Origin of the sequence: Streptomyces sp. NPDC014864 (genome assembly GCF_043081525.1) — a bacterium.
Taxonomy (GTDB): Bacteria; Actinomycetota; Actinomycetes; order Streptomycetales; family Streptomycetaceae; genus Streptomyces.
In genome coordinates, this window is the sequence record NZ_JBIBWT010000003.1 from 158,229 (window position 1) to 184,268 (window position 26,040).

The 26,040-nt window shown below is 74.6% G+C and carries 27 protein-coding genes; 13 read left to right on the forward strand and 14 right to left on the reverse strand.

Annotation, left to right across the window (positions count from 1 at the left end; all coding sequences use genetic code 11):
- The first annotated feature begins 114 nt into the window (after window positions 1-114).
- Window positions 115-600, forward strand: a complete 486-nt coding sequence (locus ACF1A5_RS07185) for an SRPBCC domain-containing protein (RefSeq protein ID WP_392191832.1) — start codon at window positions 115-117, stop codon at window positions 598-600.
- Window positions 601-840: 240 nt separating this feature from the next.
- On the opposite strand, the gene ACF1A5_RS07190 is transcribed toward ACF1A5_RS07185, so the two are convergent.
- Complete coding sequence (locus ACF1A5_RS07190) at window positions 841-1,719, reverse strand: fructosamine kinase family protein (protein WP_392191833.1); 879 nt, start codon at window positions 1,717-1,719, stop codon at window positions 841-843.
- Window positions 1,716-2,180, reverse strand: a complete 465-nt coding sequence (locus ACF1A5_RS07195) for a low molecular weight protein-tyrosine-phosphatase (protein ID WP_392191834.1) — start codon at window positions 2,178-2,180, stop codon at window positions 1,716-1,718. The genes ACF1A5_RS07190 and ACF1A5_RS07195 overlap by 4 nt, the downstream gene beginning before the upstream one ends.
- A gap of 258 nt (window positions 2,181-2,438) precedes the next feature.
- Here ACF1A5_RS07195 and ACF1A5_RS07200 point away from each other — a divergent pair, with 258 nt between their 5' ends.
- A complete protein-coding gene (locus ACF1A5_RS07200) occupies window positions 2,439-3,140 on the forward strand; it encodes a VC0807 family protein (protein WP_392191835.1) in 702 nt (233 codons plus the stop codon).
- A 108-nt stretch (window positions 3,141-3,248) separates the two neighbouring features.
- On the opposite strand, the gene ACF1A5_RS07205 is transcribed toward ACF1A5_RS07200, so the two are convergent.
- Window positions 3,249-3,950 (reverse strand): lipoprotein, encoded by a 702-nt coding sequence (locus ACF1A5_RS07205; protein ID WP_392191836.1) that lies wholly within the window; start codon window positions 3,948-3,950, stop codon window positions 3,249-3,251.
- 179 nt (window positions 3,951-4,129) lie between these two features.
- Between ACF1A5_RS07205 and ACF1A5_RS07210 the strand changes: the two genes are divergently transcribed.
- Entirely contained in the window at window positions 4,130-4,657 is a 528-nt protein-coding gene (locus ACF1A5_RS07210) for a hypothetical protein (protein ID WP_392191837.1), read from the forward strand.
- 76 nt (window positions 4,658-4,733) lie between these two features.
- Here the strand turns inward: ACF1A5_RS07210 and ACF1A5_RS07215 are convergent, their stop codons facing one another.
- Both ACF1A5_RS07215 and ACF1A5_RS07220 read right to left on the reverse strand, forming a co-directional pair.
- Window positions 4,734-6,326 carry a glycerol-3-phosphate dehydrogenase/oxidase gene (locus tag ACF1A5_RS07215; RefSeq protein WP_392191838.1) on the reverse strand — a complete coding sequence of 531 codons (1,593 nt, stop codon included), beginning with the start codon at window positions 6,324-6,326 and terminating at the stop codon, window positions 4,734-4,736.
- On the reverse strand, window positions 6,323-6,922 hold the full coding sequence (locus ACF1A5_RS07220) for a TetR/AcrR family transcriptional regulator (protein ID WP_392191839.1): 600 nt from the start codon (window positions 6,920-6,922) through the stop codon (window positions 6,323-6,325). Before ACF1A5_RS07220 ends, ACF1A5_RS07215 begins: the two co-directional genes overlap by 4 nt.
- 97 nt (window positions 6,923-7,019) lie before the next feature.
- Here ACF1A5_RS07220 and ACF1A5_RS07225 point away from each other — a divergent pair, with 97 nt between their 5' ends.
- Together ACF1A5_RS07225 and ACF1A5_RS07230 are read left to right on the forward strand one after the other, a co-directional pair.
- A complete protein-coding gene (locus ACF1A5_RS07225) occupies window positions 7,020-8,615 on the forward strand; it encodes an FAD-binding oxidoreductase (protein WP_392191840.1) in 1,596 nt (531 codons plus the stop codon).
- A gap of 190 nt (window positions 8,616-8,805) precedes the next feature.
- A complete protein-coding gene (locus tag ACF1A5_RS07230; RefSeq protein WP_392191841.1) occupies window positions 8,806-9,687 on the forward strand; it encodes a YegS/Rv2252/BmrU family lipid kinase in 882 nt (293 codons plus the stop codon).
- A gap of 10 nt (window positions 9,688-9,697) precedes the next feature.
- Here the strand turns inward: ACF1A5_RS07230 and ACF1A5_RS07235 are convergent, their stop codons facing one another.
- On the reverse strand, window positions 9,698-10,075 hold the full coding sequence (locus ACF1A5_RS07235) for a transglycosylase family protein (protein WP_392191842.1): 378 nt from the start codon (window positions 10,073-10,075) through the stop codon (window positions 9,698-9,700).
- A gap of 200 nt (window positions 10,076-10,275) precedes the next feature.
- Here ACF1A5_RS07235 and ACF1A5_RS07240 point away from each other — a divergent pair, with 200 nt between their 5' ends.
- From ACF1A5_RS07240 to hypE, 7 genes are all read left to right on the forward strand, one after another.
- Window positions 10,276-12,030 (forward strand): hydrogenase maturation protein, encoded by a 1,755-nt coding sequence (locus ACF1A5_RS07240; protein ID WP_392191843.1) that lies wholly within the window; start codon window positions 10,276-10,278, stop codon window positions 12,028-12,030.
- Window positions 12,027-12,626, forward strand: coding sequence for a hydrogenase maturation protease (locus ACF1A5_RS07245; protein WP_392191844.1), 600 nt, complete (start codon window positions 12,027-12,029; stop codon window positions 12,624-12,626). The genes ACF1A5_RS07240 and ACF1A5_RS07245 overlap by 4 nt, the downstream gene beginning before the upstream one ends.
- A gap of 76 nt (window positions 12,627-12,702) precedes the next feature.
- Complete coding sequence (hypB, locus tag ACF1A5_RS07250; protein WP_392191845.1) at window positions 12,703-13,569, forward strand: hydrogenase nickel incorporation protein HypB; 867 nt, start codon at window positions 12,703-12,705, stop codon at window positions 13,567-13,569.
- Window positions 13,566-15,956 (forward strand): carbamoyltransferase HypF, encoded by a 2,391-nt coding sequence (hypF, locus tag ACF1A5_RS07255; RefSeq protein WP_392191846.1) that lies wholly within the window; start codon window positions 13,566-13,568, stop codon window positions 15,954-15,956. The genes hypB and hypF overlap by 4 nt, the downstream gene beginning before the upstream one ends.
- A 95-nt stretch (window positions 15,957-16,051) precedes the next feature.
- Window positions 16,052-16,387: a HypC/HybG/HupF family hydrogenase formation chaperone gene (locus ACF1A5_RS07260; protein ID WP_392191847.1), complete on the forward strand. Its 336-nt coding sequence runs from the start codon at window positions 16,052-16,054 to the stop codon at window positions 16,385-16,387.
- Entirely contained in the window at window positions 16,384-17,526 is a 1,143-nt protein-coding gene (gene hypD, locus ACF1A5_RS07265) for a hydrogenase formation protein HypD (RefSeq protein ID WP_392191848.1), read from the forward strand. The genes ACF1A5_RS07260 and hypD overlap by 4 nt, the downstream gene beginning before the upstream one ends.
- Window positions 17,519-18,631: a hydrogenase expression/formation protein HypE gene (gene hypE / locus ACF1A5_RS07270; RefSeq protein ID WP_392191849.1), complete on the forward strand. Its 1,113-nt coding sequence runs from the start codon at window positions 17,519-17,521 to the stop codon at window positions 18,629-18,631. Before hypD ends, hypE begins: the two co-directional genes overlap by 8 nt.
- A gap of 86 nt (window positions 18,632-18,717) precedes the next feature.
- Here hypE and hypA read toward each other — a convergent pair whose 3' ends face one another.
- From hypA to ACF1A5_RS07310, 8 genes are all read right to left on the reverse strand, one after another.
- Window positions 18,718-19,074, reverse strand: coding sequence for a hydrogenase maturation nickel metallochaperone HypA (gene hypA / locus ACF1A5_RS07275; protein ID WP_392191850.1), 357 nt, complete (start codon window positions 19,072-19,074; stop codon window positions 18,718-18,720).
- A gap of 7 nt (window positions 19,075-19,081) precedes the next feature.
- Window positions 19,082-19,288 (reverse strand): hypothetical protein, encoded by a 207-nt coding sequence (locus ACF1A5_RS07280; RefSeq protein WP_392191851.1) that lies wholly within the window; start codon window positions 19,286-19,288, stop codon window positions 19,082-19,084.
- Window positions 19,289-19,310: 22 nt separating this feature from the next.
- Window positions 19,311-19,517, reverse strand: a complete 207-nt coding sequence (locus ACF1A5_RS07285) for a hypothetical protein (RefSeq protein ID WP_392191852.1) — start codon at window positions 19,515-19,517, stop codon at window positions 19,311-19,313.
- 62 nt (window positions 19,518-19,579) lie between these two features.
- Window positions 19,580-20,173 (reverse strand): DUF5947 family protein, encoded by a 594-nt coding sequence (locus tag ACF1A5_RS07290; RefSeq protein ID WP_392191853.1) that lies wholly within the window; start codon window positions 20,171-20,173, stop codon window positions 19,580-19,582.
- Window positions 20,170-20,775, reverse strand: coding sequence for a NifU family protein (locus ACF1A5_RS07295; RefSeq protein ID WP_392191854.1), 606 nt, complete (start codon window positions 20,773-20,775; stop codon window positions 20,170-20,172). The genes ACF1A5_RS07290 and ACF1A5_RS07295 overlap by 4 nt, the downstream gene beginning before the upstream one ends.
- Window positions 20,768-22,561, reverse strand: a complete 1,794-nt coding sequence (locus tag ACF1A5_RS07300; protein WP_392191855.1) for a nickel-dependent hydrogenase large subunit — start codon at window positions 22,559-22,561, stop codon at window positions 20,768-20,770. Before ACF1A5_RS07300 ends, ACF1A5_RS07295 begins: the two co-directional genes overlap by 8 nt.
- A 64-nt stretch (window positions 22,562-22,625) precedes the next feature.
- The gene (locus tag ACF1A5_RS07305; protein ID WP_392191856.1) at window positions 22,626-23,714 is read right to left on the reverse strand and encodes a hydrogenase expression protein HypE; all 1,089 of its coding nucleotides are present in this window, start codon (window positions 23,712-23,714) and stop codon (window positions 22,626-22,628) included.
- Window positions 23,711-25,318 carry a hypothetical protein gene (locus tag ACF1A5_RS07310; RefSeq protein WP_392191857.1) on the reverse strand — a complete coding sequence of 536 codons (1,608 nt, stop codon included), beginning with the start codon at window positions 25,316-25,318 and terminating at the stop codon, window positions 23,711-23,713. The genes ACF1A5_RS07305 and ACF1A5_RS07310 overlap by 4 nt, the downstream gene beginning before the upstream one ends.
- A 191-nt stretch (window positions 25,319-25,509) precedes the next feature.
- On the opposite strand from ACF1A5_RS07310, the gene ACF1A5_RS07315 reads away from it, so the two are divergent.
- Window positions 25,510-26,007: an MSMEG_6728 family protein gene (locus ACF1A5_RS07315; protein ID WP_392191858.1), complete on the forward strand. Its 498-nt coding sequence runs from the start codon at window positions 25,510-25,512 to the stop codon at window positions 26,005-26,007.
- The last annotated feature ends 33 nt before the right edge of the window (window positions 26,008-26,040 follow it).

Genomic DNA, 26,040 nt, shown 5'->3' on the forward strand with positions numbered 1-26,040 from the left:
GAATCGCGACATCTCGCAGGCAACCTGCGTACTCTCACGCCCCCGTGCTCAATGACCCGTACGCGTGGGACGCGCGCACGCGCGGCCGGGCGGTGGGCGCGGTACGTTGCCGTCATGTACGCCACGACCGTCGCACGGCGCGTGCAGGCGCCGCCCTCGTCCGTGTACCGGGCGCTCCTCGACCCGGACGCGGTGGCCGCCTGGCGCGTCCCCGCCGGCATGACCGCCCGGGTGCACGAGTTCGACCCCCGCGAGGGCGGCAGGTTCCGGGTGTCCCTCACCTACGACGATGCCGGGCGACCCGGAAAGTCGGGTGCCCGCACGGACACCTACCGGGGTCACTTCGCGCGGCTCGTCCCGGACGAACTCGTCGTCGAGGTGGTCGAGTTCGAGACCGGGGACGAGGCCCTGGGCGGCGCGATGACGATGACGACGTCCCTCACCCCGGTGGACGGCGGGACGGAGGCCGGGACGGGGGGCGGGACGGATGTCGTGATCCGGCACGAGGGCGTCCCCGACGCCGTGCCGCGCGAGGACAACGAAAGGGGCACGCGCATGGCCCTGGACAACCTGGCACGGCTGGTGGAGGGCACCGGCTAGCAGGGACGACTCAGGCGACTCTGGCGACTCGGGCGACTCGGGCGGACGGCACGGACGCGTGACGCGGGCGTACGGCACCGATGCACGACGGAGTCGTACGACACCGGGCGGACGGGACTGGCCGGCGGGACCGGCGGGCGGGACGGCGGACCGCACCGGCGGACGACCGGGGGCCGGTCGCCAAGACGGGGCGCCGCACCGGCGGACGGTCGGGGCCGGTCGCCGGGACGGGCGCGGGGGTCATGAGGTGGCGCTCCGGGCCGCCGCCACCGCCCGGTCGGCGTAGCCGCGTCCGAACAGCACCGTGTGGACCAGCAGCGGGAAGAGCTGGTGCAGCCCGATCCGGTCCCGCCAGCCGTCGGCGAGCGGCGCCGCGTCCTGGTAGCCGTCCAGCACCCGGTCCAGATGGGGGCAGCCGAACAGGTGGAGCATCGCCAGGTCGGTCTCCCGGTGCCCGCCGTGCGCTGCCGGGTCGATCAGCCAGACCTCTCCGTCGGCGCTCCACAGCACGTTGCCGTTCCACAGGTCGCCGTGCAGCCGCGCCGGTGGCTCGGCGGGGCCGGCCGGACCGGGCAGGCGCTCCAGCGCACGCTCGATCACCGCCGCCTCGGCGGGACGCAGGGTGCCGTCGTCCACGGCCCGGCGCAGATACGGCAGCACCCGGTGCTCGGCGTACCAGCTCGGCCAGTCGTCACCGGGCGCGTTGCGCAGGGGGGCCAGGCCGATGTACGCCTCCTCGGGTCCGCCGGGCGGCGGCGATCCGAAGGCCGGTGCCCCCGCGGCGTGCAGGGCGGCCAGGTCGCGGCTGAACCGGGTCGCGGCGCCCGCGCTCGGCCGGCCGGGCGGGACCAGGTCGGTCACCAGCCGGAGCCGGTCGTGTCCGTGCACGGCGGGGATCCGGACCGCGCCCGCCTCGGCGAGCCAGCGCAGCCCCGCGGCCTCGGCCCGTACGGCACGGGGTTCGGGACCGCGCTTGACCATGACCACCCGGCCGTCGTCCAGCGTCACCTCGGTGAGCGTCGCGGACAGCCGCCGTTCACCGGTCACGGAGCGTCCGGTGAGGCGGGCGGCCGCGGGCTCCGGTCCCTCGTCGTCGGCGGCCGCCGGACGGGCGGTCATGCCGCGAGCCGCCCGCGCACCCAGGTGAGCAGGCCCGGCACCGCGGCCTCGATCATGGCCAGCACCTCCTCGAACCCCTCCGGGCCGCCGTAGTACGGGTCCGGCACGTCGAGGTCGCCGGTCGCGTCCGGATCGAAGGAGCGCAGCAGGCGCACCCGGGACGGATCGTCCACCAAGCGGCGCAGCGCCTTGTCGTGCCCCCGGTCCAGGGCCAGGAACAGGTCGGCGTCCAGGTGCTCGGAGCCGACCTGCGCGGCGACGTGCTCGACCGGATAGCCGTGCCGGAGCAGCGCCTCACCGGCCCGCTCGTCGATGGCCTCCCCGGCATGCCAGGGCCCGATCCCGGCGCTGGTGACCCGCACCACCTCGTCCAGACCGGTACGGCGCAGATGCTCCCCGAACACCAGCGCGGCGGACGGGGACCGGCAGATGTTGCCGCTGCAGACGAAACAGATGTGCACGGGGCCCAGGGTACGAGCCCCGCGGGGGTGGCGCGGTGGTCCTCCCGCACGGGGCCCCGCGCCCCGCCGGGACAGGCCCCTGCCCTGCGCCCGATCCATGGCCCCGCGCCGCGCCACCCCGACCGACCACGGCCTCGCGCCCGCCCGTGCCCTGCGCCCGACCCCACCCGGGGGTGGAGAAACCGGCCCCGTGAAATCCACCCGGTTCTCCGCTCAGGGGTTGATCACCGAGGCGGCCGCCGCCCCTAGCCTCGCACCATGAACACGATTCGGACGATCGCCGCGCCCCGCACCACGAACCCCGCCTCGGGCGTCCGCCCCGGACTCCGCCGATCCGGCCGCACCCGCCCCGGCCGTCTGGACCTCCTGCTGGACCTCGGCCTGTCACCCGGCGTCTTCTACGGGGCGCAGGCACTCCGGGCGGGGCTCACCGCCTCGCTCCTTGCCGCCACCGTGGCCGCGGGCGCCCGGCTGGCGTGGACCACGGCCCGTACGCGCCGGATCGACGGCCTGAACGCGCTCATGCTCGGCACCTACGCCCTCATGCTGCTCATCGCCCTCGTCGCCAGGGACGAGCGGATCCTGCTCGCCCGCGACCCGGCCACCAGCGCCCTGGCCGGCCTGGTCTTCCTGGCCAGTTGCGCGACGCCGACGCCCGCGCTCGCCCATCTCGCCCGGCGGTTCCGTCCGCGCCCGGGAACCGACTGCCGCCACGCTCACGCCGTGTTACGCCGGCAGACCGCTGTCTGGGGCATCGCCCTCACCGCCGAGGCGGCCGCACGGTTCGTCCTGCTCTTCACCTTCCCGACCGAGGTGGTGCCAGGACTGTCGACGGCCCTCGAACTCGCCGTGGTGGCAACGCTGTTCCTCTGGACGACGTGGGATCGCCGTCGTCTCCGCTCGGCGGCGGTGGCCGCGCCCACCGGGGACGCCGCCGAGCAGCCCTCCGGCGCCCGGTGAGAGCGGTGAGACCGGTGAGGTTCATCCGCCCGAAGAGGCCCGCGTATGCGGGCGCTTCCCGGACCGGGCCGGCGAGACCGGACTCGGCCTTGGTGGGCGCGCCGCCGGTCACGCCGGCGTGCGCAGGGTCCGCTTGGCGAGTTCGTAGGCGGGCACCATCTGTTCGTGCTCCTCGGTGTCCAGGCCCCCGAGGTGCAGGACGACCGGCCCCTCGGTGGTGGTCACGGCGAGAGCGCGCTCCTTCTTCGTCTCGTCCAGCAGCCGGCTGGTGAAGAGGTACTCGACCTCGACGCCGCTCACCCGGGCCGTGCGGAACGGGCGGTACCTCTCCCGGCTCGTGTCGCCCTCGGCCGTCACGAAGGCCTCCAGGACCGCGCGGGCGTCCGTGTCGGCCGGTTCGCCGGTCCAGACGCGGAGGAAGCCGATGTTCCCGGCCGGTTTGGCGTCGATCTCGCACACGGCGGTCACCGGGCCCTGGCGGAGCAGTGCGTCGGCGACCTCCTCGGAGAGCGAGGGGCCGTCCGGGCCGCCGTCGGCCGCGCTTCCCGCCGTGCCGGAGTCGACTGCCTCGGCCTTCCAGTCCTCGGCGATGTCGAAGGTGACCGGGAGCTCGCAGGCCGAGCCCTGGGCGCCGATGGTGCCGCCGGACGCGGCGGCGGCCGTGCCGGGCGCGCCCGGTGCCGTGGTCGCCGACGAGCGTGCCGTCGGCCGTGTGCTCTCCTCCGCCGCACCGGAGCAGCTCGTCAGGGCCCCGCCCAGCACCAGGGCGGGGACCAGTCCCCGCCACACCGTCCCCGTCCCGACCCGCACCGCGTCTCTCCCCTCGCCGCAGGCGGATCACTGTAATGGAGGCCCATGCCCTCGCCCGTGCCGCGCTGTGGCCGAGACCACGTTCTGGAAGAGACCTGGGCCATGCCGCCGCCCTCTGCGGGCGGGCTACCTTTCCGGGCAGCCCCCCTTTCCCTGCGACAGTGCGAACGGTCCGGCACGTGCCCGAAGAACTCTCCCCTCTCATCGCGGCGACCGCCCAGTGGCTGACCGGCGCCTACCCGGCGTCCGGCGGAGCCCTGGCCAACGTCCTGTGCGAAATGCAGGCGCGCCAGGCCGTCACGGTCGCGGCGTGGCTGCGCTACCCGACGCCGATGGACGCCGCGCTGGTCGGCATGGCCGGGCCCGGTGGCTCGGCCCGCCTGGACTGGATCACGGGCGCGGACGGCGTCCAGGGCGGCGACCCGGACTCCTCCGCGTGGCGCTCCTGGGTGGACGAGGTGGTGGCCAGTTGGGCCGCCTGTCTGCTCACCGACCCGGAGCTGGCCGGCCGGGCGGTGACCGCCGTGGTCGCGGGCGAGCACGTGACGGGTGCGCCGGCCGAGTTCCGGCGCCTGGTCACGCCGGACGAGAACGACCGCCGGGCGGCCGCTCTGCTGCGCCACCCCGACCTCGTGGGCCCGGTGGCCGCCCTGCACCGCGCCCAGCTCCGGGACCGTCTGGAGCCCGGCCCGGCCCAGGCCGCCTGACACTCCGCCCGCCGGGAGCCGCGACCGCTCCATCCGCCTCCGCCGAACGACGGGCTCTGCGTCCTCGCCGGTCCCGTCACACGGCCAAGTAGCCCATCGCCTCACGCGCCGCCTTCAGAGCCGTGGCCCGGTCGTCCGGGACGAGGCCGATGCGAGTGCGGCGGTCGAGGAGGTCGGCCTCGTCGAGGGCGCCCTCGTGGCGTACGGCCCAGACGAGTTCGGCGCGGGTGACGGGGTGGCCCTCCAGGACAGGTTCGCGCAGGTCCGGGTTCTCGGCGCCCAGGGCGTGGACGGCGGGGGCCTCGCTGCCGTAGCGCCGGATCAGGTGCCGGGGGGCGGGGAGCGCGGCGAGGCGGTGCGGGGGCGCGGCGCCGACCAGGGGGACGGACGTGGTGGGGGAGGGGCCCGCCCCGAGACGATGGGTGGCGACGGCGGAGTCGACGGCGTCCTCGGCCATCCGCCGGTAGGTGGTCAGCTTGCCGCCGACGACGGTCGTCACGCCGTCGGGCGAGGTGAGCACCGCATGCCTGCGGGAGATGTCGGCGGTCCTGGGCGCGGCGCCGGAGCCCGTCGCCGGCGTGGTGTCCAGCAGTGGACGGAGACCGGCGAAGGCCCCGACCACGTCGTCGCGGTGGACCGGCACGTCCAGGGCGGTGCCCAGCACGTCGAGCAGGAAGCCGATGTCGGTCTCGGGGACCTCCGGGACGTCGGGGATGTCGCCGTCCACGGGTTCGTCGGTGAGGCCGACGTAGACCCGGCCGTCGCCCTGCGGCAGGACGAGGACGAAGCGGTTCGTCTCCCCGGGGACCGGGACGTGCAGCCCGGCGGGCAGCGGGCCGAGGCGCTCGGACCGCAGGACCAGGTGGGTGCCGCGGGAGGGCCGGATCCGGATGCCGTCCACCAGGCCGCCCGCCCACACCCCCGAGGCGTTGATCACGGCACGGGCGCGGATGTCGCCCTCCTCGCCGGTGAGTTCGTCGCGTATCCGGGCGCCGGAGCCGGTGAGTTCCAGGGCCCGCACCCGGGTCAGGATCCGCGCGCCGCGCGCCGCGGCGGTCCGGGCGATCGCGGTGACCAGGCGGGCGTCGTCGGTGAGGCGGCCGTCCCAGGAAAGCAGGCCCCCGCGGAGCCCGGTCGGCCGCAGCGCGGGAGCGAGGTGGCGGGTCTCCACGGCCGACAGCCTGCGCGGCGCAGGCAGCGTGGCGCGGGCTGTGCGCGCCGCCAGGCGCAGCCCGTCCCCGGCGCGGAACCCGGCCCAGGCCAGGGCGCCCTGACCGCGGGAGACCAGCGGCGTCAGCGGCAGGACGAACGGCTGGGCGCGGACCAGATGCGGAGCCGTGCGCTCCATCAGCACCCCCCGCTCGACCGCGCTCTCGTGGGCGACGTCGAGCTGCGCCGAGGCGAGGTAGCGCAGCCCGCCGTGGACGAGCTTGGAGCTCCAGCGGGAGGTGCCGAAGGCCAGGTCGTGCGCGTCGACCGCGGCGACGGTGAGTCCGCGGGCCGCCGCGTCGAGGGCGACTCCGGCGCCCGTCGCGCCGAGGCCGACGACCAGGACGTCCACGGCCGGGCCGCCGACGGTGCGGGCCAGTTCCCGGGCGCGCCGGGCCGCGGTCAGGGAGGAACCGGGGGCCGGGTGCGCCGCGCCGACCGGGCTGGGGGTGGAGGTCATGGCGTCAGGGTCCTCTCCAGGATGGTGCGCAGTTCCCCGAGGAAGGCCTCGGAGGTCAGGTCGGGGTCGTCCGCCTCCGTCATGGTGCGCAGCGACAGGGTGAAGGACTGGACGACCAGCAGCAGGGCGCGGGCCTGCCGCTCGGCAGGGCCGGGACGGACCGAACCGTCGGCGTGGGCCTCGCGCAGGGCGTCGGCGAGCAGGCCGAGAAGGGCCTCCTGGCTGGCGCCGCGCCGGTCCAGCACATAGGGGAGGAGCAGCTCGGGGTCCACGTCGACGATCTTGCGGAAGAGCGGATGGGCGCGGAACGCCTCCACTCCCCCCACGAGGCCGTCGACGATCAGCGTGCGGGTGTCCGTCCCCGGCCGGCGCTCCGGCATGGACCGGGTGGCCACATCGACCCACTCCCGGGTCATCAGGTCCCCGACCAGGGACCGCACGTCGGGCCAGCGCCGGTAGAGCGTCATCCGGGAGACGCCCGCACGGCGGGCCACGTCGGTCAGCGTGGTGCGGCGGACCCCGACGGCCAGGACACAGTCGCGCACGGCGTCGAGCACGGGATCGCTGTCCGAACCGTTGTGACGAATAGGCGTCATGTGTCACAGTGTAACGCGCCCCGGGCGCCGCAGGGCAAGGCGCGGCACGCCCGGGCGGAGCACGGCACGACTCGACACGACCGGTGAGGACAACCCCATGGACATGCTGTGGAGCGGCTGGGGCGACCCGGCCAAGGCCGCACCGCTGCCCGACACGGTGGTCGGGCTGCTGCGCGACCTGCTCGGGGTCAAGCCCGGCGACGCCGCACCGGCCGGCCTCGAAGACATCGCCGTACCCGAGTCGCCGCTCGGCCCCGCCGCCCGCCGGGCCCTGGTCGACGCCGTCGGGGACGAGGCGCACGTCCGTACCGACGCGGAGTCCCGGATCCGGCACACCCGCGGCAAGTCCACGCCCGACCTGCTGCGCATCCGCCGCGGCGACGTCGACGACGTCCCGGCAGCCGTGGTGCTCCCCGCGGGCCACGACGACGTGCTCGCGGTCCTGAAGGCATGCGCCGAACACGGTCTGGCCCTCGTCCCGTTCGGCGGCGGCACCTCCGTGGTCGGCGGCCTCGCCCCCGAACGGCGGCGCCCGTTCGTCGCCCTGGACCTGCGCCGGATGGACGGTCTCCTCGCGCTCGACCCCGTCTCCCGCACCGCCACCCTGCAACCCGGGCTGCGGGCCCCGCAGGCCGAGGCGCTGCTGGCCCAACACGGCTTCACCCTCGGCCACTTCCCGCAGTCGTACGAGTGGGCGACCATCGGCGGATTCGCCGCCGCCCGCTCCAGCGGACAGGCGTCCGCCGGATACGGCCGCTTCGACGAGATGGTGCTCGGCCTCACCCTCGCCACCCCCGAGGGCACGCTGGACATCGGCCGCGCCCCCCGCTCGGCGGCCGGCCCCGACCTGCGCCAGCTCGTCCTGGGTTCCGAGGGGGCGTTCGGTGTCATCACCTCGGTGACCCTGCGCCTGCGCCCCCTGCCGCACACCCGGGTCTACGAGGGCTGGCACTTCGCCTCGTTCGAGGAGGGGGCCGCCGCCCTGCGCCGCCTCGCCCAGGACGGACCGCGGCCGACCGTGCTGCGCCTGTCCGACGAGACCGAGACGCTGATCGGCCTCGCCCAGCCCGACGCCATCGGCTCGGCGGACGCGCCGCAGTCCGCCGGATGCATGGCGATCGCCGGTTACGAGGGCACCGTGGAGGACACCACCCACCGCAGGGAGCACGCCGCGGCCGTCCTGCGCGAGTGCGGCGGCCGATACGTCGGCGAGGAGCCCGGCGAGCGCTGGGCGCACGGCCGCTACTCGGCGCCCTATCTGCGCGACTCGCTCCTCGACGCCGGCGCGTTCGCCGAGACGCTGGAGACCGCGGCCTTCTGGTCCCGTATCCCCGAGCTGTACGCCGCCGTCCGCACCGCGCTCACCATGGCCCTCACCGAGGCCGGCACCCCGCCCCTGGTGATGTGCCACATCTCCCACGTCTACGAGAACGGCGCCTCGCTGTACTTCACCGTCGTCTCGGCCCAGGGCGACGACCCCGTGGCCCACTGGACGCCCGCCAAGCACGCCGCGAACGAGGCGATCCTCGCGGCGGGCGGCACCATCAGCCACCACCACGGCGTGGGCACCGACCACCGCGACTGGTACGTCCGGGAGGCCGGACCGCTCGGCATCGAGGCCCTGCGGGCCGTCAAGCGACGGCTGGACCCCGAGGGCCTGCTCAACCCCGGGGTCCTGCTGCCCCTCGACTGACAGGCCTGTCACACTGCCGCACCATCGGACCGCTTCACGGTGCAACCGCTCGGCCGAACCGCTCAAGCGCCCGACCGCTCGACCTCTTCATCGCTTCGTCGTTTCATCGACAAGGCGTCGCACCCCCCAGCCCGCTGCCCGCCGCCCCCCGGCTCCCGCCACCGACCCGCACCGCCCCGGAGGCCCACCGATGCGACAGTTCACCGCCATCGTCAACCCCACCGCGGGCGGATCCAGTGGCGCCGCGGCGCTCCTGCGGGTGGGACGGCTGCTCCGGGAGGCGGGGGCGGAGCTGGAGACCGAGTACAGCCGCAGCCTCGTCCATGCGCAGGAGCTCGCCCGGGAGGCCGGAGCGCGGCAACGTGTCGTCCTCGCCGTGGGCGGCGACGGCATCGCGGGCGGCATCGGCGGCGCGCTCAGCGGCACCGGCGCGCTCCTCGGCCTGGTACCGGCCGGCCGCGGCAACGACTTCGCCCGCGCCCTCGAACTCCCCACGGACCCGCCCGCGCTGGCCCGGATCCTGCTCGACGGGTCCCCGCGTCTGGTCGACACCATCGAGGTGGAGTCGGCGGTCCACCCGCGCACCGTCGTGCTCGGCAGTGTCTACGCGGGCGTCGATGCGCTCGCCAACCTCCACGCGAACCGGGCCCGGCTGCTGCGCGGTGCAGCCTCCTACTACGCGGGCGGGCTGCGGGCCGTCGCGAGCTGGCGGGCGGCGGACTACCGTGTCACCGTCGACGGGGTGGAGCACGATCACCGCGGCTACACCGTGGTGATCGCCAACTCCCCCTACTACGGCTCCGGCCGCATGATCGCCCCCGGTGCCCGGGTCGACGACGGCGTGCTCGACGTGGTCCTCGTCCGCGAGGCGCCACGCCTCCTGTTCTTCGCCCTGATGAACGAACTCAAGACGGGCGCGCACGTCGAGCGGCCCGAGGTGCGGATCCTGCGGGGCAAGGAGATCAGCGTCACGGCCGACCGCGCGGTGCCCTACGGCGCGGACGGCGAGGTCGACGCCGCCCTGCCCGTGACGGCCCGGGTGCTCCCCGGCGCGCTCGCCGTCCTGTGCTGAGCCGGAGTTGCTAGCGCCCGGCCCAGGAGCAGCCCCAGGCCGACATGCCCTGGATACGGGCGAGCCGCCTGGCGACGTGGATCTGCTCGCGGCGTGTGGCCAGGTCGGCCCGGCGGGCGAACCGCAGGCCGCCGGCCGCCACCCAGCTGGACTGACGGAACTGCAGGCCGCCGAAGTACCCGTTGCCGGTGTTGGCCCTCCAGTTGCCCCCGGACTCGCACGCCGCGATGGCGTCCCAGTCGGCGCGGAGGCCGGCGGAGGGCAGGGCGGTCGCGGCCGGGCCGGAGGTCAGGGCTGCGGCGGTGGTCAGGGAGAGCAGCGCCGCGCGCAGTCCGCGACCCGGTGCAAGGAGGCGCGCGGTCCCGTCGATGTTCTGCTGACTGATCATGTGCAGACTGTTACATCACATAAACAGAAAGTATCTGAGCGACGCGCCGTCAGTACCCCACGGCCCAGGGGGGCCTGGCGTTTCACGTGCGGCAAGCCCGGCCGGAAGAAGCCCAGATGGAGGAAGTGGCGCGGCGCGCGCGGGCGAAACGCCGTCACGGTCCTTCCCGGTACTGGACGAACCGGCGAACATGCCGCGTCATGGACATCCTGCTCGTCGCCAGCGCGTTCAACAGTCTGTCCCAGCGCCTGTACGCCGAACTGTCGGACCACGGCCACCGGGTGGACGTCGTGCTCGCCTCGCACGGCGCGGACGCCGTGCGTGCCGCCGTCCGCGAGACGCGCCCGGAGCTCGTCGTCGCGCCGATGCTGAGGACGGCGCTGCCCGAGGACGTGTGGCGGCGGCACACCTGTCTCGTGGTGCACCCGGGACCGCCGGGCGACCGCGGCCCGTCCTCGCTGGACTGGGCGATCGCCGAGGAGGCGCCGCGCTGGGGCGTGACGGTCCTGCAGGCCGAGGCGGGCCTGGACGCGGGCGACATCTGGGCGGCGCTGCCCTTCGACATGGCCCCGGCCGGGAAGAGCGACCTGTACCGCAACGAGGTGTCCGACGCCGCCGTCGGCGCCGTACTGCTGGCCGTACGGAGGTACGCCGGGGGCTCCTTCAAGCCGCAGCCGCAGAGCGACCCCGCGATCCGCGTGGTGTGGCGCGACGCGCTGCGCCAGGAACAGCGGCGCATCGACTGGGACAACGACACCACCGCCACCGTGCTGCGCAAGCTCCGCGGGGCCGACTCCCGGCCCGGCGTCCTCGACGAACTCCTCGGCCGTGAGGTCTTCCTGCACGGCGGCCACCCCGAGGACCGGCTGCGCGGACGTCCCGGCGAACTGCTCGCCACCCGGGCGGGAGCGGTGTGCCGGGCCACGCGCGACGGCGCCGTGTGGATCCCGGAACTCCGGCCGCGCAAGGACTCCGGCGACCCCGCCCCGTTCAAGCGCCCGGCGGTCTCCGTCCTCGGCCCGCTCTCCGTCCCGGAGGCGGCCGTCCCGTTCGAACTGCCCCCCGGGCGGCGCACCTGGACCGACGTCCGCTACCGGCAGCACGGAGACGCCGGCTTCGTCACCTTCACCTTCCCCGGCGGGGCGATGAGCACCGACCAGTGCCAGCGGCTGCTCGCCGCCTACCGCCACGCCCTCGCCCGCCCCACCAAGGTGCTGGTGCTCGGCGGGACCCGCGACTTCTTCTCCAACGGCATCCACCTGAACGTCATCGAGGCCGCCGCCGACCCGGCCGCGGAGTCGTGGGCCAACCTGAACGCGATGAACGACCTGGTCGAGGCCGTGCTGCGGACCACCGACCGGCTGGTGGTCGCCGCGCTCGGCGGCAACGCGGCCGCGGGCGGCGTCATGCTCGCCCTCGCCGCCGACGAGGTGTGGTGCCGCACGGGCACCGTCCTGAACCCGCACTACCGCAGAATGGGCCTGTACGGCTCGGAGTTCTGGACCTACAGCCTGCCCCGCCGGGCCGGCGCCGGGACAGCCGGCCGACTGACGGCCGAGGCTCTGCCCGTGAGCGCCGCGGCCGCGGCCCGGCTCGGACTGGTGGACCGTCAGGTGCCCACCACTGCGGCCGGGTTCGCGGCCGAGACCGACCGCATGGCGACCCGGCTCGCCCGATCCCCGGACCTGGACCGGCGGATCGCGGCCAAGGCGGCGGCACGCGACCGCGACGAGGCGCACCGCCCGCTCGCGGAGTACCGCCGCGCCGAACTCGCCCGTATGCACGAGATCTTCTTCGACCCCGACGCCCCCTATCACGCGCTGCGCTCGGCCTTCGTCCGCAGGACCCCGGGCGGCTCGGCCCGCCCGCTGACCCCGGCCGGCATCGCGCCCGGCGCCCTCGCGCCCGCCGCCACCGCGTCCGCCGGCATCGCGCCCACCGGGAACGGCCGATGACCGCCGCGCGCCCCGTCCGCCTGCTGGTGGCGGGCGTCGGCAACATCTTCCTCGCGGACGACGCCTTCGGCCCCGAGGTGATGCGGGCACTGCGGGACCGCCCGTTGCCAACCGCCGTGCGGGCCCGCGACTTCGGCATCCGGGGCCTGGACCTGGCGTACGAACTGCTGGACGGCTACGACGTGGCCGTCCTCGTCGACACCGCGGCCCGCGGCCACCGCCCCGGGACCCTGACCCTGGTCGAGCCCGAACCGCCCGACGGCACGGCGTCCGGGGCCCCGCCGGAGGCGCACGGCATGGACCCGGCCAAGGTGCTGGCGCTGGCCGCGCACCTGGGCGACGGCCCGCTGCCCAGGGTCCTCGTCCTGGCCTGCGAGCCGCAGGTGCTGCCACGCCACGACGAGGACATCGTGCCCGGGATCAGCGCACCGGTCCGGGAGGCCGTCGGGCGGGCGGTGACGGCCCTGCACACCCTGGTCCCGCTGCTCCTCGCCGACCCGGCTGCCACACCGGCGTTGGGCCGCCCGGAGGAATCGGACCGGCCGCACACGGCTGCGCTGCCGCACCTCGCGGCCGAAGGCGCCGAAGATCGGTGACGGACCCGGGCCCGCCCGCCGCGCGGCGGGCGGACCCGGGCCCGTCCCTCCCGAGCCGACCCGAGGAGCAGCGCCCATGTGCCGGTCCGACGTCAAGCAGGCGGTCCTCGCCAAGAACGACGACCTGGCCGCGGCCCTGCGCCGCGACCTGGTCCGGCAGGGCGTCGCCGTGGTCAACCTGCTCTCCAGCCCGGGCAGCGGCAAGACCGAGCTGCTCGGCCGGGTGCTGGCCCGCGCGGTCGAGCGGGGCGTTCCGGTGGCCGCGCTGACCGCGGACCTGGCCACCGAGAACGACGCCGTCCGGCTGGCCCGTTCGGGGGCGCCGGTGCAGCAGCTGCTCACCGACGGGCTGTGCCACCTGGAGGCCCGGCAGGTCCGCCGCCGGCTGGCGGGCTGGCTCCCGGCGGACACGTCGGTGCTGTTCGTGGAGAACGTGGGCAATCTCGTCTGCCCGGCGTCGTACGACCTCGGCGAGACCCTGCGGATCGTGCTGATGGCGGTGACCGAGGGCGAGGACAAGCCGCTGAAGTACCCCACGGCGTTCGGCTCCGCACACCTGGTCGTCATCACCAAGACGGACCTCGCCGAGGCCGCCGGTTTCGACGAGGGCGCCTTCCGCGCCCATGTGCACCGCGTCAACCCGGGGGTGGAGATCGTACGGTCGTGCGCCCGCACCGGCGAGGGCGTGGACGTCGTCCTGGAACGGGCGCTCGCCGCCCGCGACGGCGCCCCGCCGCACCGCCCCCCGCTCGCACCCCACCCGCACGGCCACCACCACGGCGACCACGACGACGCGGACGGCCGCGAGCACGGCGGCGACCCCGGCCACGGCCACGACGAGGGGCACGGCCGCAGCCACGCCCACGATCACGCCAGTCCCGACACCGAGGCCCGGAGCGACCACCCCGCACACAGCGACCCGGCGTCCACACAGGCCTCATGACCGCACCCGCCACCGGGCCGGTACGCCGTCGGCTCACCGTGCGCGGCACGGTGCAGGGTGTCGGCTTCCGGCCCTACGTGCACCGCCTGGCCGCCGACCTCGCACTGGCCGGGTTCGTGAGCAACACCGCGAGCGGGGTGGTGATCGAGGTCGAGGGCCCGCCGGACGGCGTCGCGCGGTTCTGCGACCGGCTGGCCGCACAGCCGCCGCCGCTGGCCGCCGTGACCGGCATCGGACTGGAGGAGGTTCCCGCCACCGGCGCGACCGGCTCCTTCACCATCCGTCCCTCCGAGCGCTCCCCGGGGCGGACCCAGCTCCCGCCCGACACCGCCACCTGCGCCGACTGCCTGCGCGAACTGGCCGATCCGGCCGACCGCCGCCACCGGCACCCGTTCATCACCTGCACCCACTGCGGCCCCCGCTTCACCATCGCCACCGCGATGCCGTACGACCGCGCGGTCACCACCATGGCCGGTTTCCCGATGTGCCCCGACTGCGCCCGGGAGTACGGCGATCCCGCCGACCGCCGCTTCCACGCCCAGCCCGTGGCCTGCCCCGACTGCGGGCCCCGGCTGCGCCTGGTGACCGCCCGGGACGGCAGCGACGGCGGCGGTGCGGGCCGCGCGGCCCGGGACGCGGCCGCCCTGACGGCCGCCCGGGCGCTGCTCGCCGCGGGACGGATCGTCGCCGTCAAGGGTCTCGGTGGCTACCACTTGGCCTGCGACGCCACCGACCCGCGGGCCGTTGCCACCCTGCGCGGCCGCAAGGAGCGCGGCGGCAAGGCCTTCGCGGTGATGTGCGCCGACCTCGCCACCGCGGAGCGGATCGCGGTCCTGACCGGCGCCGAACGGGCCGCGCTGACCGGCCCCCGGCGCCCCGTCGTCCTGCTGCGCCGGCGCACCGGCGCGGACGGCCCCCGACTGGCCGACGAGGTGTGCCCGGGCAGCCCGCACGTCGGCGTGATGCTGCCCTACACCCCCGTGCACACCCTGCTGTTCGGGATGCCCGGCGATCCCCCCGGCCCCCGTGTCCTGGTCATGACCAGCGGCAACCGTTCCGGCGAGCCCATCGTCACGGACGACGGCGAGGCGCTGACCCGGCTGTCCGGACTCGCCGACGCCTGGCTCGCCCACGACCGCCCCATCGCCTCGCCGTGCGACGACTCGCTGCTGCGGGTGCGCCCCGACGGCACCGAGCAGGTGCTGCGCCGCTCCCGCGGGTACGTGCCCCGCCCGCTGCGCCTGGCGGTCCCGGTGCGTGCCGCGCTCGCGATGGGCGGCGACCTGAAGAACGCCCCGTGCGTCGGCGAGGGCGACCACGCCTGGTTCGGGCCGCACATCGGCGACATGGGCGACCTGGCCGCGCTTCAGGCCGCCGGGCGAGTCGAGCGGCAGCTGCTGCGGCTGACCGGGGTCACCCCCGCGCTGGTCGCCGCCGACCGGCACCCCGGCTACCACTCGTCCCGCCTGGCCCGCCGCCGGGCCGTCGAACTCCGGGCGCCGGAACCCCGGTTCGTGCAGCACCACCACGCCCACATCGCCTCGGCGATGGCCGAGCACGGCCTCGACGGCACCACCCCCGTGATCGGTGTCGCCTTCGACGGCACCGGCTACGGCGACGACGGCACCGTGTGGGGCGGCGAGGTGCTGCTCGCCGACTACGCGGGCTACCGGCGCTTCGCCCGCCTGACCCCGGCCCCGCTGCCGGGCGGGGACGCCGGAGTGGCCAACCCCTGCCGGCTGGCGCTGGCCCGGCTGTGGGCGGCCGGCCTGCCGTGGGAGCCCCACCTGCCCAGCGTCACCGCTTGCACCCGTGAGGAACTGACTGTTCTTGAGAGGCAGTTGACGCGGCAGGTGGCGTGCGTGCCGACCTCCAGCATGGGCCGGCTCTTCGACGCCGTGTCGTCCCTGGTGGGCGTGTGCCACCGCGCGGGATACGAGGCGCAGGCGGCGCTCGAACTGGAGGCCGCGGCCACCCGCGCCTGGGAGCGGGAGACGGCGGCGTACGCCTTCGGGTTCACCACCGGCCCCGGCCTCCTGGAGTGCGACCCCGCGCCGCTGCTGCGGGCGCTCCTGGCCGATCTGCGGCGCGGCACCCCGGCGCGGGTGCTCGCGGCCCGCTTCCACCGAGGCGTAGCGCGGGCCGTCAGGGAGATCTGCCGGCACGCCCGCACGGCCACCGGCCTCGGCACCGTCGCCCTCAGCGGCGGCGTCTTCGCCAACGGCCTGCTGGAGGAGGAGTGCACCGCGCTGCTGGCGGCGGACGGCTTCGCCGTGCTGCGCCACGGCGAGGTCCCGCCGAACGACGGCGGGCTGGCGCTCGGGCAGCTCCTGGTCGCGGCCCACCGGCCACCGGGCCGCCGGCCGCCCCCGCGAGCCGCCCGATGAGCGGCGACCGCCCCGGCCCCCGCACGGGGAGGCCGGCCGACGACGGGACGGCCGGAGAACCGGCGACCGCACACAGCGACGAGACGGAGTGACCCATGTGCTTGGCAGTGCCCGGCAAAGTCGTGGCCATCGACGACAGCGCCGACCCGCTCACCGGACTGATCGACTTCGGTGGGGTGCAGAAACAGGCGTGTCTGGAGTACCTGCCCGATGTGCGGGTGGGGGAGTACGTCATCGTCCATGTCGGGTTCGCCCTGCAGCGGCTGGACGAGGAGTCGGCGCGGGCGTCCCTGGAGCTGTTCGAGCAACTCGGGCTGCTGGAGGAGGAGTTCGGCGACGCCTGGGAGCAGGCGGCGCAACAGTCCGGGAGCGCTGCCCCGCACGCCCCCGTGGCCGTGGAGAGCGGGGAGAACGGGAGTGAGGTGCGATGAAGTACATCGACGAGTTCAACGACCCCGGCCTGGCGCGGCGGCTGCTGGACGAGATCCGCGCGACGGTCACCCGGCCGTGGGCGCTGATGGAGGTCTGCGGCGGTCAGACACACTCGATCATCCGGCACGGCATCGACCAACTGCTGCCCGAGGAAGTGGAGTTGATCCACGGACCGGGCTGCCCGGTGTGCGTCACCCCTCTGGAGGTCATCGACAAGGCACTGGAGATCGCGTCCCGACCCGGGGTGATCTTCTGCTCCTTCGGGGACATGCTGCGGGTGCCCGGCACCGACCGGGACCTCTTCCGGGTCAAGGGCGAGGGCGGTGACGTACGCGTGGTGTACTCGCCCCTGGACGCCCTCCAGCTCGCGCGCAGGCACCCCGACCGTCAGGTCGTCTTCTTCGCCATCGGCTTCGAGACGACCGCCCCGGCCAACGCCATGGCCGTGCACCAGGCCCGCCGCATGGGCCTGGACAACTTCAGCCTGCTGGTCTCCCACGTCCGGGTGCCACCGGCCGTCGAGGCCATCATGACGGCGCCGGCCTGCCGGGTGCAGGGCTTCCTCGCCGCCGGGCACGTGTGCAGCGTGATGGGCACCGCCGAGTACCCGGAGCTGGCCGAGCGGCACCGCGTGCCGATCGTGGTGACCGGCTTCGAGCCGCTCGACATCCTCGAGGGCATCCGGCGTGCCGTCCACCAGCTGGAGCGCGGCGAGCACCGGGTGGAGAACGCCTACCCCCGCGCCGTCCGCGAGCAGGGCAATCCGGCCGCGCTGCGCATGATCGAGGAGGTGTTCGAGGTCACCGACCGCAACTGGCGCGGCATCGGACGCATCCCGGGCAGCGGCTGGCGCCTGAGCGACGCCTTCCGCGCCCACGACGCCGAGCACCGTTTCGACGTCGGCGGCATCCGCACCGAGGAGCCCGCCGAGTGCCGGGCCGGCGAGGTCCTGCAGGGCCTGATCAAGCCGACCGAGTGCGCCGCGTTCGGCACCACCTGCACCCCGCGCACCCCGCTCGGCGCCACCATGGTCTCCAGCGAGGGCGCCTGCGCGGCCTACTACCTGTACCGGCGGATGAACGGCTCGGCCCCGCAGGGCTACCGCATCCCGCAGGAGGAGATGAACCCCGTTGGCTGAACTGGCATCCACGGCGGCCACGGCTCCCCGAGGCGCCGCCCCCGTCGACCCCGTCCCCGTCGACCCCGCGAACTGGACCTGCCCCGCCCCGCTGCGCGACCAGCCGGTGGTGGTGATGGGGCACGGCGGAGGCGGCGCCCTGTCCGCCGAGCTGATCGAGCAGGTCTTCGCCCCCGCCTACGGCAACCCCACCCTCGCCGCGCTCACCGACTCGGCGGTCCTCGACCTCGGCGGCGCCCGCGTGGCGTTCTCCACCGACTCCTACGTGGTCCGGCCGCTGTTCTTCCCCGGCGGCTGCCTCGGCGACCTGGCGGTCAACGGCACCGTCAACGACCTGGCGATGAGCGGCGCCCGCCCCGCCTACCTGTCCACGGCCTTCGTCCTGGAGGAGGGCGTCGGCCTCGACGTCGTCGAGCGCGTCGCCCGCGCCATGGGCGCGGCGGCCGAGGCGGCGGGCGTCACCGTGGCCACCGGCGACACCAAGGTGGTGGAGTCCGGACACGGCGACGGTGTGTACGTCACCACGGCCGGCGTCGGTCTCGTCCCCGAGGGCGTGGACATCCGCCCGCAGCGGGCCCGGCCGGGCGACGCCGTCATCGTCAGCGGTCCCATCGGACTGCACGGTGTGGCGATCATGAGCGTGCGGGAGGGCCTGGAGTTCGGTGTCGAGGTCGCCAGCGACACCGCGCCCCTGGCGGACCTGGTGGCGGCCATGCTCGCGGTCACCCCGGACATCCATGTGCTGCGCGACCCCACCCGGGGCGGGCTCGCCGCGTCCCTCAACGAGATCGCCCGCGCCTCCGGCACCGGCGTACGGCTGCGGGAGCGCGCGATCCCGGTCCCGGACGCGGTCGTCAACGCCTGCGGATTCCTGGGCCTCGACCCCCTCTACGTCGCCAACGAGGGCAGGCTCGTCGCCTTCGTACCGGGGCCGGAGGCGGAGGCCGTCCTCGCGGCGATGCGCGCCCACCCGCGGGGCGGGGGCGCCGCCGTCATCGGCGAGTGCGTCGCCGACCACCCCGGCATGGTCGTGGTCTCCACCGGTCTCGGCGGCACCCGGGTGGTGGACCTGCCGCTCGGTGAGCAACTGCCGCGCATCTGCTGAGTCCGGAGCGCACGGCCTCGACCACGGCGACGACCCCGCCGGAGCCCAGGGCTCCGGCGGGGTCGGCCGTCCCGTCTCCCGGCCCGTCAGGGCGGGGCGGGGACCGGCTCGATCCCGGTGATCTCCAGCTCCCGCCCCCTGCGCAGCTCCTGCGACGGGCGGTCGCAGCGCGGACACCAGAAGAACGGCGGCATGCCCACCGGGAACTCCCGTGCGCACGGGGCGCAGTAGGCGTGCGCGGGAACCTGCTCGACGACGAGCCGGGCCGCGGCGAGCGCGGTCCCGTCGCGCGCCACCTCGAAGGCGAAGGCCAGCGCGTCGGGCACGACACCCGTCAGCTCGCCCACGCGGACGGTCACCGCCGCGACGGCGTCCGTCCCGTCCGCGCGGGCGAGGTCACCGGCCTGTTCCACGATCGCGGTCGCGATCGACAACTCGTGCACGACCGGCTCACGGGTACCGGTGGCCCGCGCGGAAGCCACCGGTCATGCGCCAGATCCGCACCTCGCGCACCAGGCTGGGGATCTCCCAGGCGAACAGGGCCAGCGCCAGTCCGCCCACCACGGCGGCCTGGGCAGCCAGCAGGCGCCGCGCCGATCCGCCGGCACCTCCGCCCGCGCCCGCCGCGCCCCTCGTTCCTGCTCGTTGGAGCTTCATAACGGCCACTCCCTGCTGTCTGTCATCCAGGTGAGATGTTCGGCATGACCTTCAGGAGCGTGTCATGCCGCTTCCAGTGGATCCCGGTGGAGCGGCGCGCGTCGGCGGTGCCGTCCTTGTGGTGCCCGGTCTGCTCCTCGTAGGGTCCGGTGTTGCCCTGGTGCATACCGGGCACATGCGTGGGCATGTCGGGCCGGGCCTGGGGCCGGCCCACTCGGATGCTGCCCATGGGTGCTCTCCTTCCTCGCCTCCGCCCGTCCCGCCCTCGGGGGCGGTCCGGCGGAGCACGTGCTACGGACGCTCGGTGAGGTCCGCGAAGAACCGCTCGAGCGCGGGCCACACCCGGCCGCCGCCGGACAGGCCCCGCCACTCCCGGCGGACCACGGCCACCATCCGGAAGCAGTCGTCGATCGGCACGATCCAGTGGTGGTCGAGACCGTGCACGGTGTTCACCAGCAGCGCCTCCACCTCGGGTTCCACGGAGGCGAGCTGTGGACACAGCGCGGTCATCCGCTGCCAGGCGGCCGCGTCCACCTCCCACCGCATGGCCCCGGCCGGGCTCGGGCCCTGGGCGGTGACCGTGCCGTCGGCGCGCGGCACGAAGAAGACCAGGCCGACCGGCACGCCCAGCGGAGCGGTGTCCAGGTGGGGCAGCCGGATCCGGCGCCGGGGCACCAGGCGGAAGTGCCCGTCGCCCGCCCCGTCCCCGGCGAACAGCACCGAGCAGGGGCCGCAGACGCAGCGCACCTCGTCCTGGCCGGTGTCGTACAGGTGGGGATGCTCGTCGGCCACCGGGGCCGCGCACAGGTCGCACGCCTCGGCCCGCTCCGCCGCCAGGTCGCCCGCGGAGCGGATGACGCGGGCCAGTGCTCCGTCCATGCTCACCCGGCCTCCCGCACCCGTGGCGCGGCCCGCACCGCCAGCGCGTCCAGCGGGACGAAGGCGGGCGCCGGGCGCCGCTCGTCCCCGCCCGGCACCGGCTCCACCGCCGTCAGCTCCGGGGCCGCCGCGAGCACCGCCGCGCGGACCGCGTCGGCGACGTCGTCCGTCCCGCCGCCGCAGCCGGAACCGCATCCGCCGCCGGTGGTCAGACGCACCCGGCCGACCCGGCCGTCCGCCCCGTCCTCCACGCCGGCCCACTCCAGGTCGCCGCCGCGTTCGCGGACGGCGGGCCGCAGCCGCTCCACCGCGCGGGCGGCGCGGTGCTCGGCCGACTCGGGGTGGATCTCGTGCAGCACCAGCAGATGCCCCAGCAGCTCGTCCTCGGCGAGGCGGCCGGCCGTCGGCCCGTCCGCGTGGTCCAGCACGCGGGCCAGCGCCTCGCCGTAGACCTCGGTGAGCAGCCGTACGGCCTCGATCGCACCGCGCGTCGTCGGGCCGGGCGCGGACTCCAGCCCCGCCAGCAGCTCGTCGAGCCGGGCGAGCCGTGCCTCGACGGCCGGATCGGCGAGCCGTCCGGCGGGGGAGTCCTGCCCCGCCTCAGCCATGGTCGGCCCCGTACGTCGGCGAGTGCAGGGTGGTCAGCGTCTTTCCCTTGCCCATGTACATGTGCACCCCGCACGGCAGACAGGGGTCGAAGCTGCGCACCGTGCGCATGATGTCGACGCCCTTGAAGTCGTCCGGCCCGTTCTCCTCGAAGATGGGCTGGCCCTGCACGGCGTCCTCGTACGGGCCGGGGGTGCCGTAGATGTCGCGGGGGCTGGCGTTCCACGGGGTGGGCGGGTACGGGTGGTAGTTCGCGATCTTCTTGTCCTTGATCACCAGGTGGTGGGAGAGGACGCCGCGCACCGCCTCGTGGAAGCCGCAGCCGATCGCCTCGTCCGGCACCTCGAAGTTCTCGAACACCTTGGTGTCGCCGGCCCGGACCAGCCCCATGGCCTCCTCCAGGAACTGCAGTGCCATCGCGGCCGCGTAGGCGACGAAGTAGGGCCGGGCGCGGTCACGTTCGATGGTGTTGCTCCACTGCGGGATCCGCCATTCCAGCGTGGTCTCCGGAAGCGTCTCGCCCTTGGGCAGGGAGATGCGCACGCTGTTGCCGGTCGCCTTGACGTAGGGGGTGTCCACCAGGCCGCTCAGCGCGGTCGACCACAGCCGCGCGAGCGGGCCGCCGCCGGTGTCCAGGGCCAGGTGCTGGCCCGTCTCCGGGTGATACCAGCGCGGGCTCATCACCCAGCTGTACTTGCCGTCGAACTCGCGCTTCTGCGGCACCGGCAGCGTGGTCTGGTTCCACGGGTGCCGCATGTCGACGGGGTTGCCGAGCGGGTCGTGGGTGACGAAGGGCTGCTCGTTGACCCAGTCCTCGTAGAAGGAGCTGCCGAGCATGATGCGCAGGCCAAGGTTGATGTCCACCAGGTTGTTGGTGACCAGCTCGCCGTCGACGACGATGCCGGGGGTGACGTACATCGACTTGCCCCAGGTGTTCATCGTCTCGTAGCGGTAGTCGACGACGTCGGGGTTCTGGAAGGCGCCCCAGCAGCCCAGCAGGATGCGGCGCTTGCCGACCTCCTCGTAGCCGGGCAGCGCCTCGTAGAAGAAGTCGAAGACGTCGTCGTTCATCGCCACCGCCTTCTTCACGAAGTCGATGACGCGCATCAGCCGGCTGAGGTAGTCGGTGAAGGTGCTCGGCGTCGGCATCGTGCCGACGCCGCCCGGGTACAGCGTGGAGGGATGGACGTGCCGCCCCTCCATCAGGCAGAACATCTCCCGGGTGACCCGGCTGACCTTCAGCGCCTCCTTGTAGACCTCGCCCTCGAAGGGGTTGAACGCCTTCATGATGTCGGCGATGGTCCGGTAGCCGTGGACGTCGCCGCGGGGCGCGGCGGTGCGCTCGGCACGGGCGAGCACACCGGGGTTGGTGGCCTTGACCATCGCCTCGCAGAAGTCCACGAACACCAGGTTGTCCTGGAAGATCGTGTGGTCGAACATGTACTCGGCGGCCTCGCCGAGGTTGACGATGTGCTCGGCCAGCCTCGGCGGCTTGACGCCGTAGGCCATCTGCTGGGCGTAGTCGGAGCACGTGGTGTGGTTGTCGCCGCAGATGCCGCAGATGCGCGAGGTGATGAACCCGGCGTCGCGCGGGTCCTTCCCCTTCATGAACACCGAGTAGCCGCGGAACAGCGACGAGGTGCTGTGGCACTCCACGACTTCCTGGTTGGCGAAGTCGATCTTCGTGTAGATGCCCAGGTTGCCGATGATCCGGGTGATCGGATCCCAGGACATGTCCACGATCTGTGCGGGCTTGCGCCCCGTGGGCCGGGCCTCGGTAGTGGTCATCTGCTTTACTGCCCCTCGCTGTTCGTGTTCCGTGGTTCTGGGTGGGTGTGCGGTCCGCGCGGCATCAGGGGCGCCATCGCGGGTCGTAACCGCTGGTCAGCTTGCGCTTGTTGTGGCGCCACCTGGGCTCGTGGTTCACCATCTCGTTGGTCAGCCCGCGCAGTCGGCGCATGACGGCCCCGTACGGCTTGATGGCGAGCGACGACAGCGTGCCGCCGGGAGGCTCGTCCATGAACGGCATGAACGCGTCCGGGAAACCGGGCATGGTGCAGCCGATGCAGATGCCGCCGACGTTCGGACAGCCGCCGATGCCGGCCATCCAGCCCCGCTTGGGCACGTTGCAGTTGACGACCGGGCCCCAGCAGCCCGTCTTCACCAGGCACTTGGGGGAGTTGTAGTCCCTGGCGAAGGTGGCCTGCTCGTAGTACGAGCCCCGGTCGCAGCCCTCGTGCACCGTCTTCCCGAACAGCCACTGCGGGCGCAGCATGTGGTCCAGCGGCGGCGGGGGAGCCGAGCCGGCCGCGTGGTACAGCGTCCAGATCAGCGTCTCCATGAAGTTCTCGGGCTGGATCGGGCAGCCGGGCACGTTGACGACCGGCAGGCCGCCCTGCGACTTGTAGTCCCAGCCCAGGTAGTCCGCGAGTCCCATGCAGCCGGTGGGGTTGCCGGCCATGGCGTGGATGCCGCCGTAGGCGGCGCAGGTGCCGGCGGCCACCACCGCCCAAGCCCTTGGCGCCAGTTGGTCGATCCACCAGTTCAGGGTCTGCGGCTCGCCGGTGTCCGGGTCGTTGCCGAAGGACGTCCAGTAGCCGTCGCCCTGGATGACCTTCTGGTTCGGGATCGATCCCTCGATGACGAGGATGAAGGGGGCCAGGTCGCCGCGCGCCGCCGCCCGGTAGGGGGCGAGGAAGTCCTCGCCGCCCAGACTCGGCGAGAGCACCTTGTTCACCAGGTTCACCTTGGGCAGGCCGGGGATCAGGCCGAGCACCAGGTCCTCCAGGGAGGGCTGGTCGGCGGCCGTCAGCGAGACGGTGTCGCCGTCGCAGCTCATCCCTTCGGAGATCCACAGGATGGTGATCTCGTCGAAGCCCTCCCGCTCCTCGGCCCGGCTGGGTTCTCGGCTGACGTCGGTGGTGCCGCTGTGCGTGGTCATGTATTCGGCCTCCCCATCAGGGGGTCTCGGAGTGGGTCGGGTGCCGCCGTCACAGGTGCGGCGGGGGCCGCCGCGGGCGGTTCGTCCGGGGTGTCCGTGAGCGGCTCGAGTTCGTCGGGCCGGAAGTAGTGGAAGCGGCCGTACCAGCCGTTGAGTTCGGCGGCGGGGTCGTCGTCGAGGGTGACCGCGAGGTGCACGCTGCCGTCCACGTCATGGAAGACGGCGGCGACCTGGGCGGTCCGCCGGAGCAGGAACATGTCCTGCGCGTCGGCGCCCCGGCCCCGCGGGCACAGCCGCACGCGGCTGCCGCGCCCCACGGGCACGCCGTCGACGGGCACCGTTTCGGTGGCGGGGGAGAGGCCGTCGTCGGCGCCCTCCTGCCACCAGACGGCGCGCCCGGCGCCGGGGCAGGGGTCCGTGGGCGTCCCGGGTGCCGTGGGATCGGCCGGGGACAGGGAGCGGATGGCACCGTGCAGCCGGGCGAAGACCTCCTGGGGCATGGAGTCGACCCGGTCCAGGATCTCGGCCGCCCGCGGGTCGGTGGCGCGTGCCTCGCGCTTCTCCTCGTCGGTCAGGAGCATGGTGCGCAGCGTCAGGATCTCGTCGATCTCCCCGGCGTCGTGCAGATCGCCCGGGCTCTCCGGCGCCACCTGCGGGTGGTCGGGAAGGATGATCGGGGCGGAGAGCAGGGCGGGCCCGGTGTCACCGTCCCGCGGTGCGCCTCCGGGGGCACGGGACGCGAGGTCGTCCGGGGAGCCGCCGCCGAGGACGGGAAACGTGAACGCGTTGCGGCAGTCGCGGACGTGGTCGCTCAGGGCGGCGGGGGGGTCGATGAGCGAGACGAACTCCAGCCCCTCGCCGCCGACGAGGGTGTGTGTGGCGATCAGGGCGTCGCGCAGCACCTCGTCCCGCGCGGCCCGTGGATCAGCCGCCCGCCCGGTGTTCTCGGTGCGCACCCGGAGCCGGTACAGGTCCTCCGCCAGCCGCTCGGCGGCGACCGTGGCGCTCGCCCGGACCTCCCGGCGCCGCCGCACCACACGCCCCGCGCCCGCCGGCAGCGGCTCGGTCTCCTCGCCGGCCGACGCCCCCACCGAGGCGGTGAACCCGCCCCGCAGCAGGTCGGTCAGCGGGACCACGAGGTCCGTCTCCCGCGGCACCGCCTCCTCGAAGGTCAGGTGCGCGGTGCCGTCGGCGGTCCGCAGCGACTCCACCGGACGGTGCCCGCCGTCGCCGGTGGCCTCCTCCACCTGCTTGTGCTGCATCTGCAGGTAGCGCACCCGCACGCGTAGGACGGCGTCGGCGCCTCGTGCGCGCAGCACGCACTCGGTCTGCTGGTACCAGGAGTCGGCGGAGCCGGACACGCCGGGCACGACCGGTCCGTCGCGCTCGACCCAGTCGGGGGGCAGCAGGACGCCGAACTGCCAGCGCACCCGGTTCTTGGGCGAGGACCGGCGGTACGGGTAGAGCAGGTAGCCCTCGTACAGGACGGCGTCGGCGACCGCGCTCAACCGGGCGAAGGGATGCCCGCCACGGCTCGTGGACTCGGCTTCGCCGTCCACGGGGGCGGCGCACGGAACGCCACCTTCGACCACGGCCTCCGGCATCACGCCTCCTCGGATTCGCACGTGGACCATTACTTCCACCACCGTCACACCGCTGACGCGGCTTCGCCCCCTGCGGCCCAGTGGGGTTGGGCCGGTCAGGTGAACGGCGGACGCCGGGCGGCCCGGAAGCCGGAAGACTGACCGGGCCGGGCCGATTCGGCCCGGCCCCTTCGCACACTCCGGACGGCCTCATGCAGACGTTCCTGCCGTACGCCGACTTCGCCGCCTCCGCGCGGGTGCTCGACCGCCGTCGCCTGGGCAAACAGCGGGTCGAGGCCGTGCAGGTGCTGCGCGGCCTGACGGTCCCCGGCCACGGATGGCGCCGGCATCCGGCCGTGCGCATGTGGGCCGGGTACGAGGAGGCACTGGTCCGCTACGGCCTGGAGGTCTGCCGGGTCTGGCGGGAGCGGGGCCACCAGGACAGCTGCGCGGCCACCCTCGTCGCCGACCTCGCCACGGTTCGTCCCGGGGCTCCGGTGCGCGACCAGCGCGACCTGGCGGCCGCCGGGGAGCTGCCGCCCTGGCTCGGCGACGAGGCCGTGCACCGCAGCCACCGGTCGGCACTGGTGCGCAAGGACCCGGACGTCTACACCGCGCTCTTTCCCGGGGTGCCCGACGACCTGCCGTACGTCTGGCCGTCGTCGGACCGCGAGGGGGCGGCGCAGCCGCGCCCGCCGGGCGGCGACTGACCGGGCGGGCGGCCGCCGGAGGGCGACAGCCCC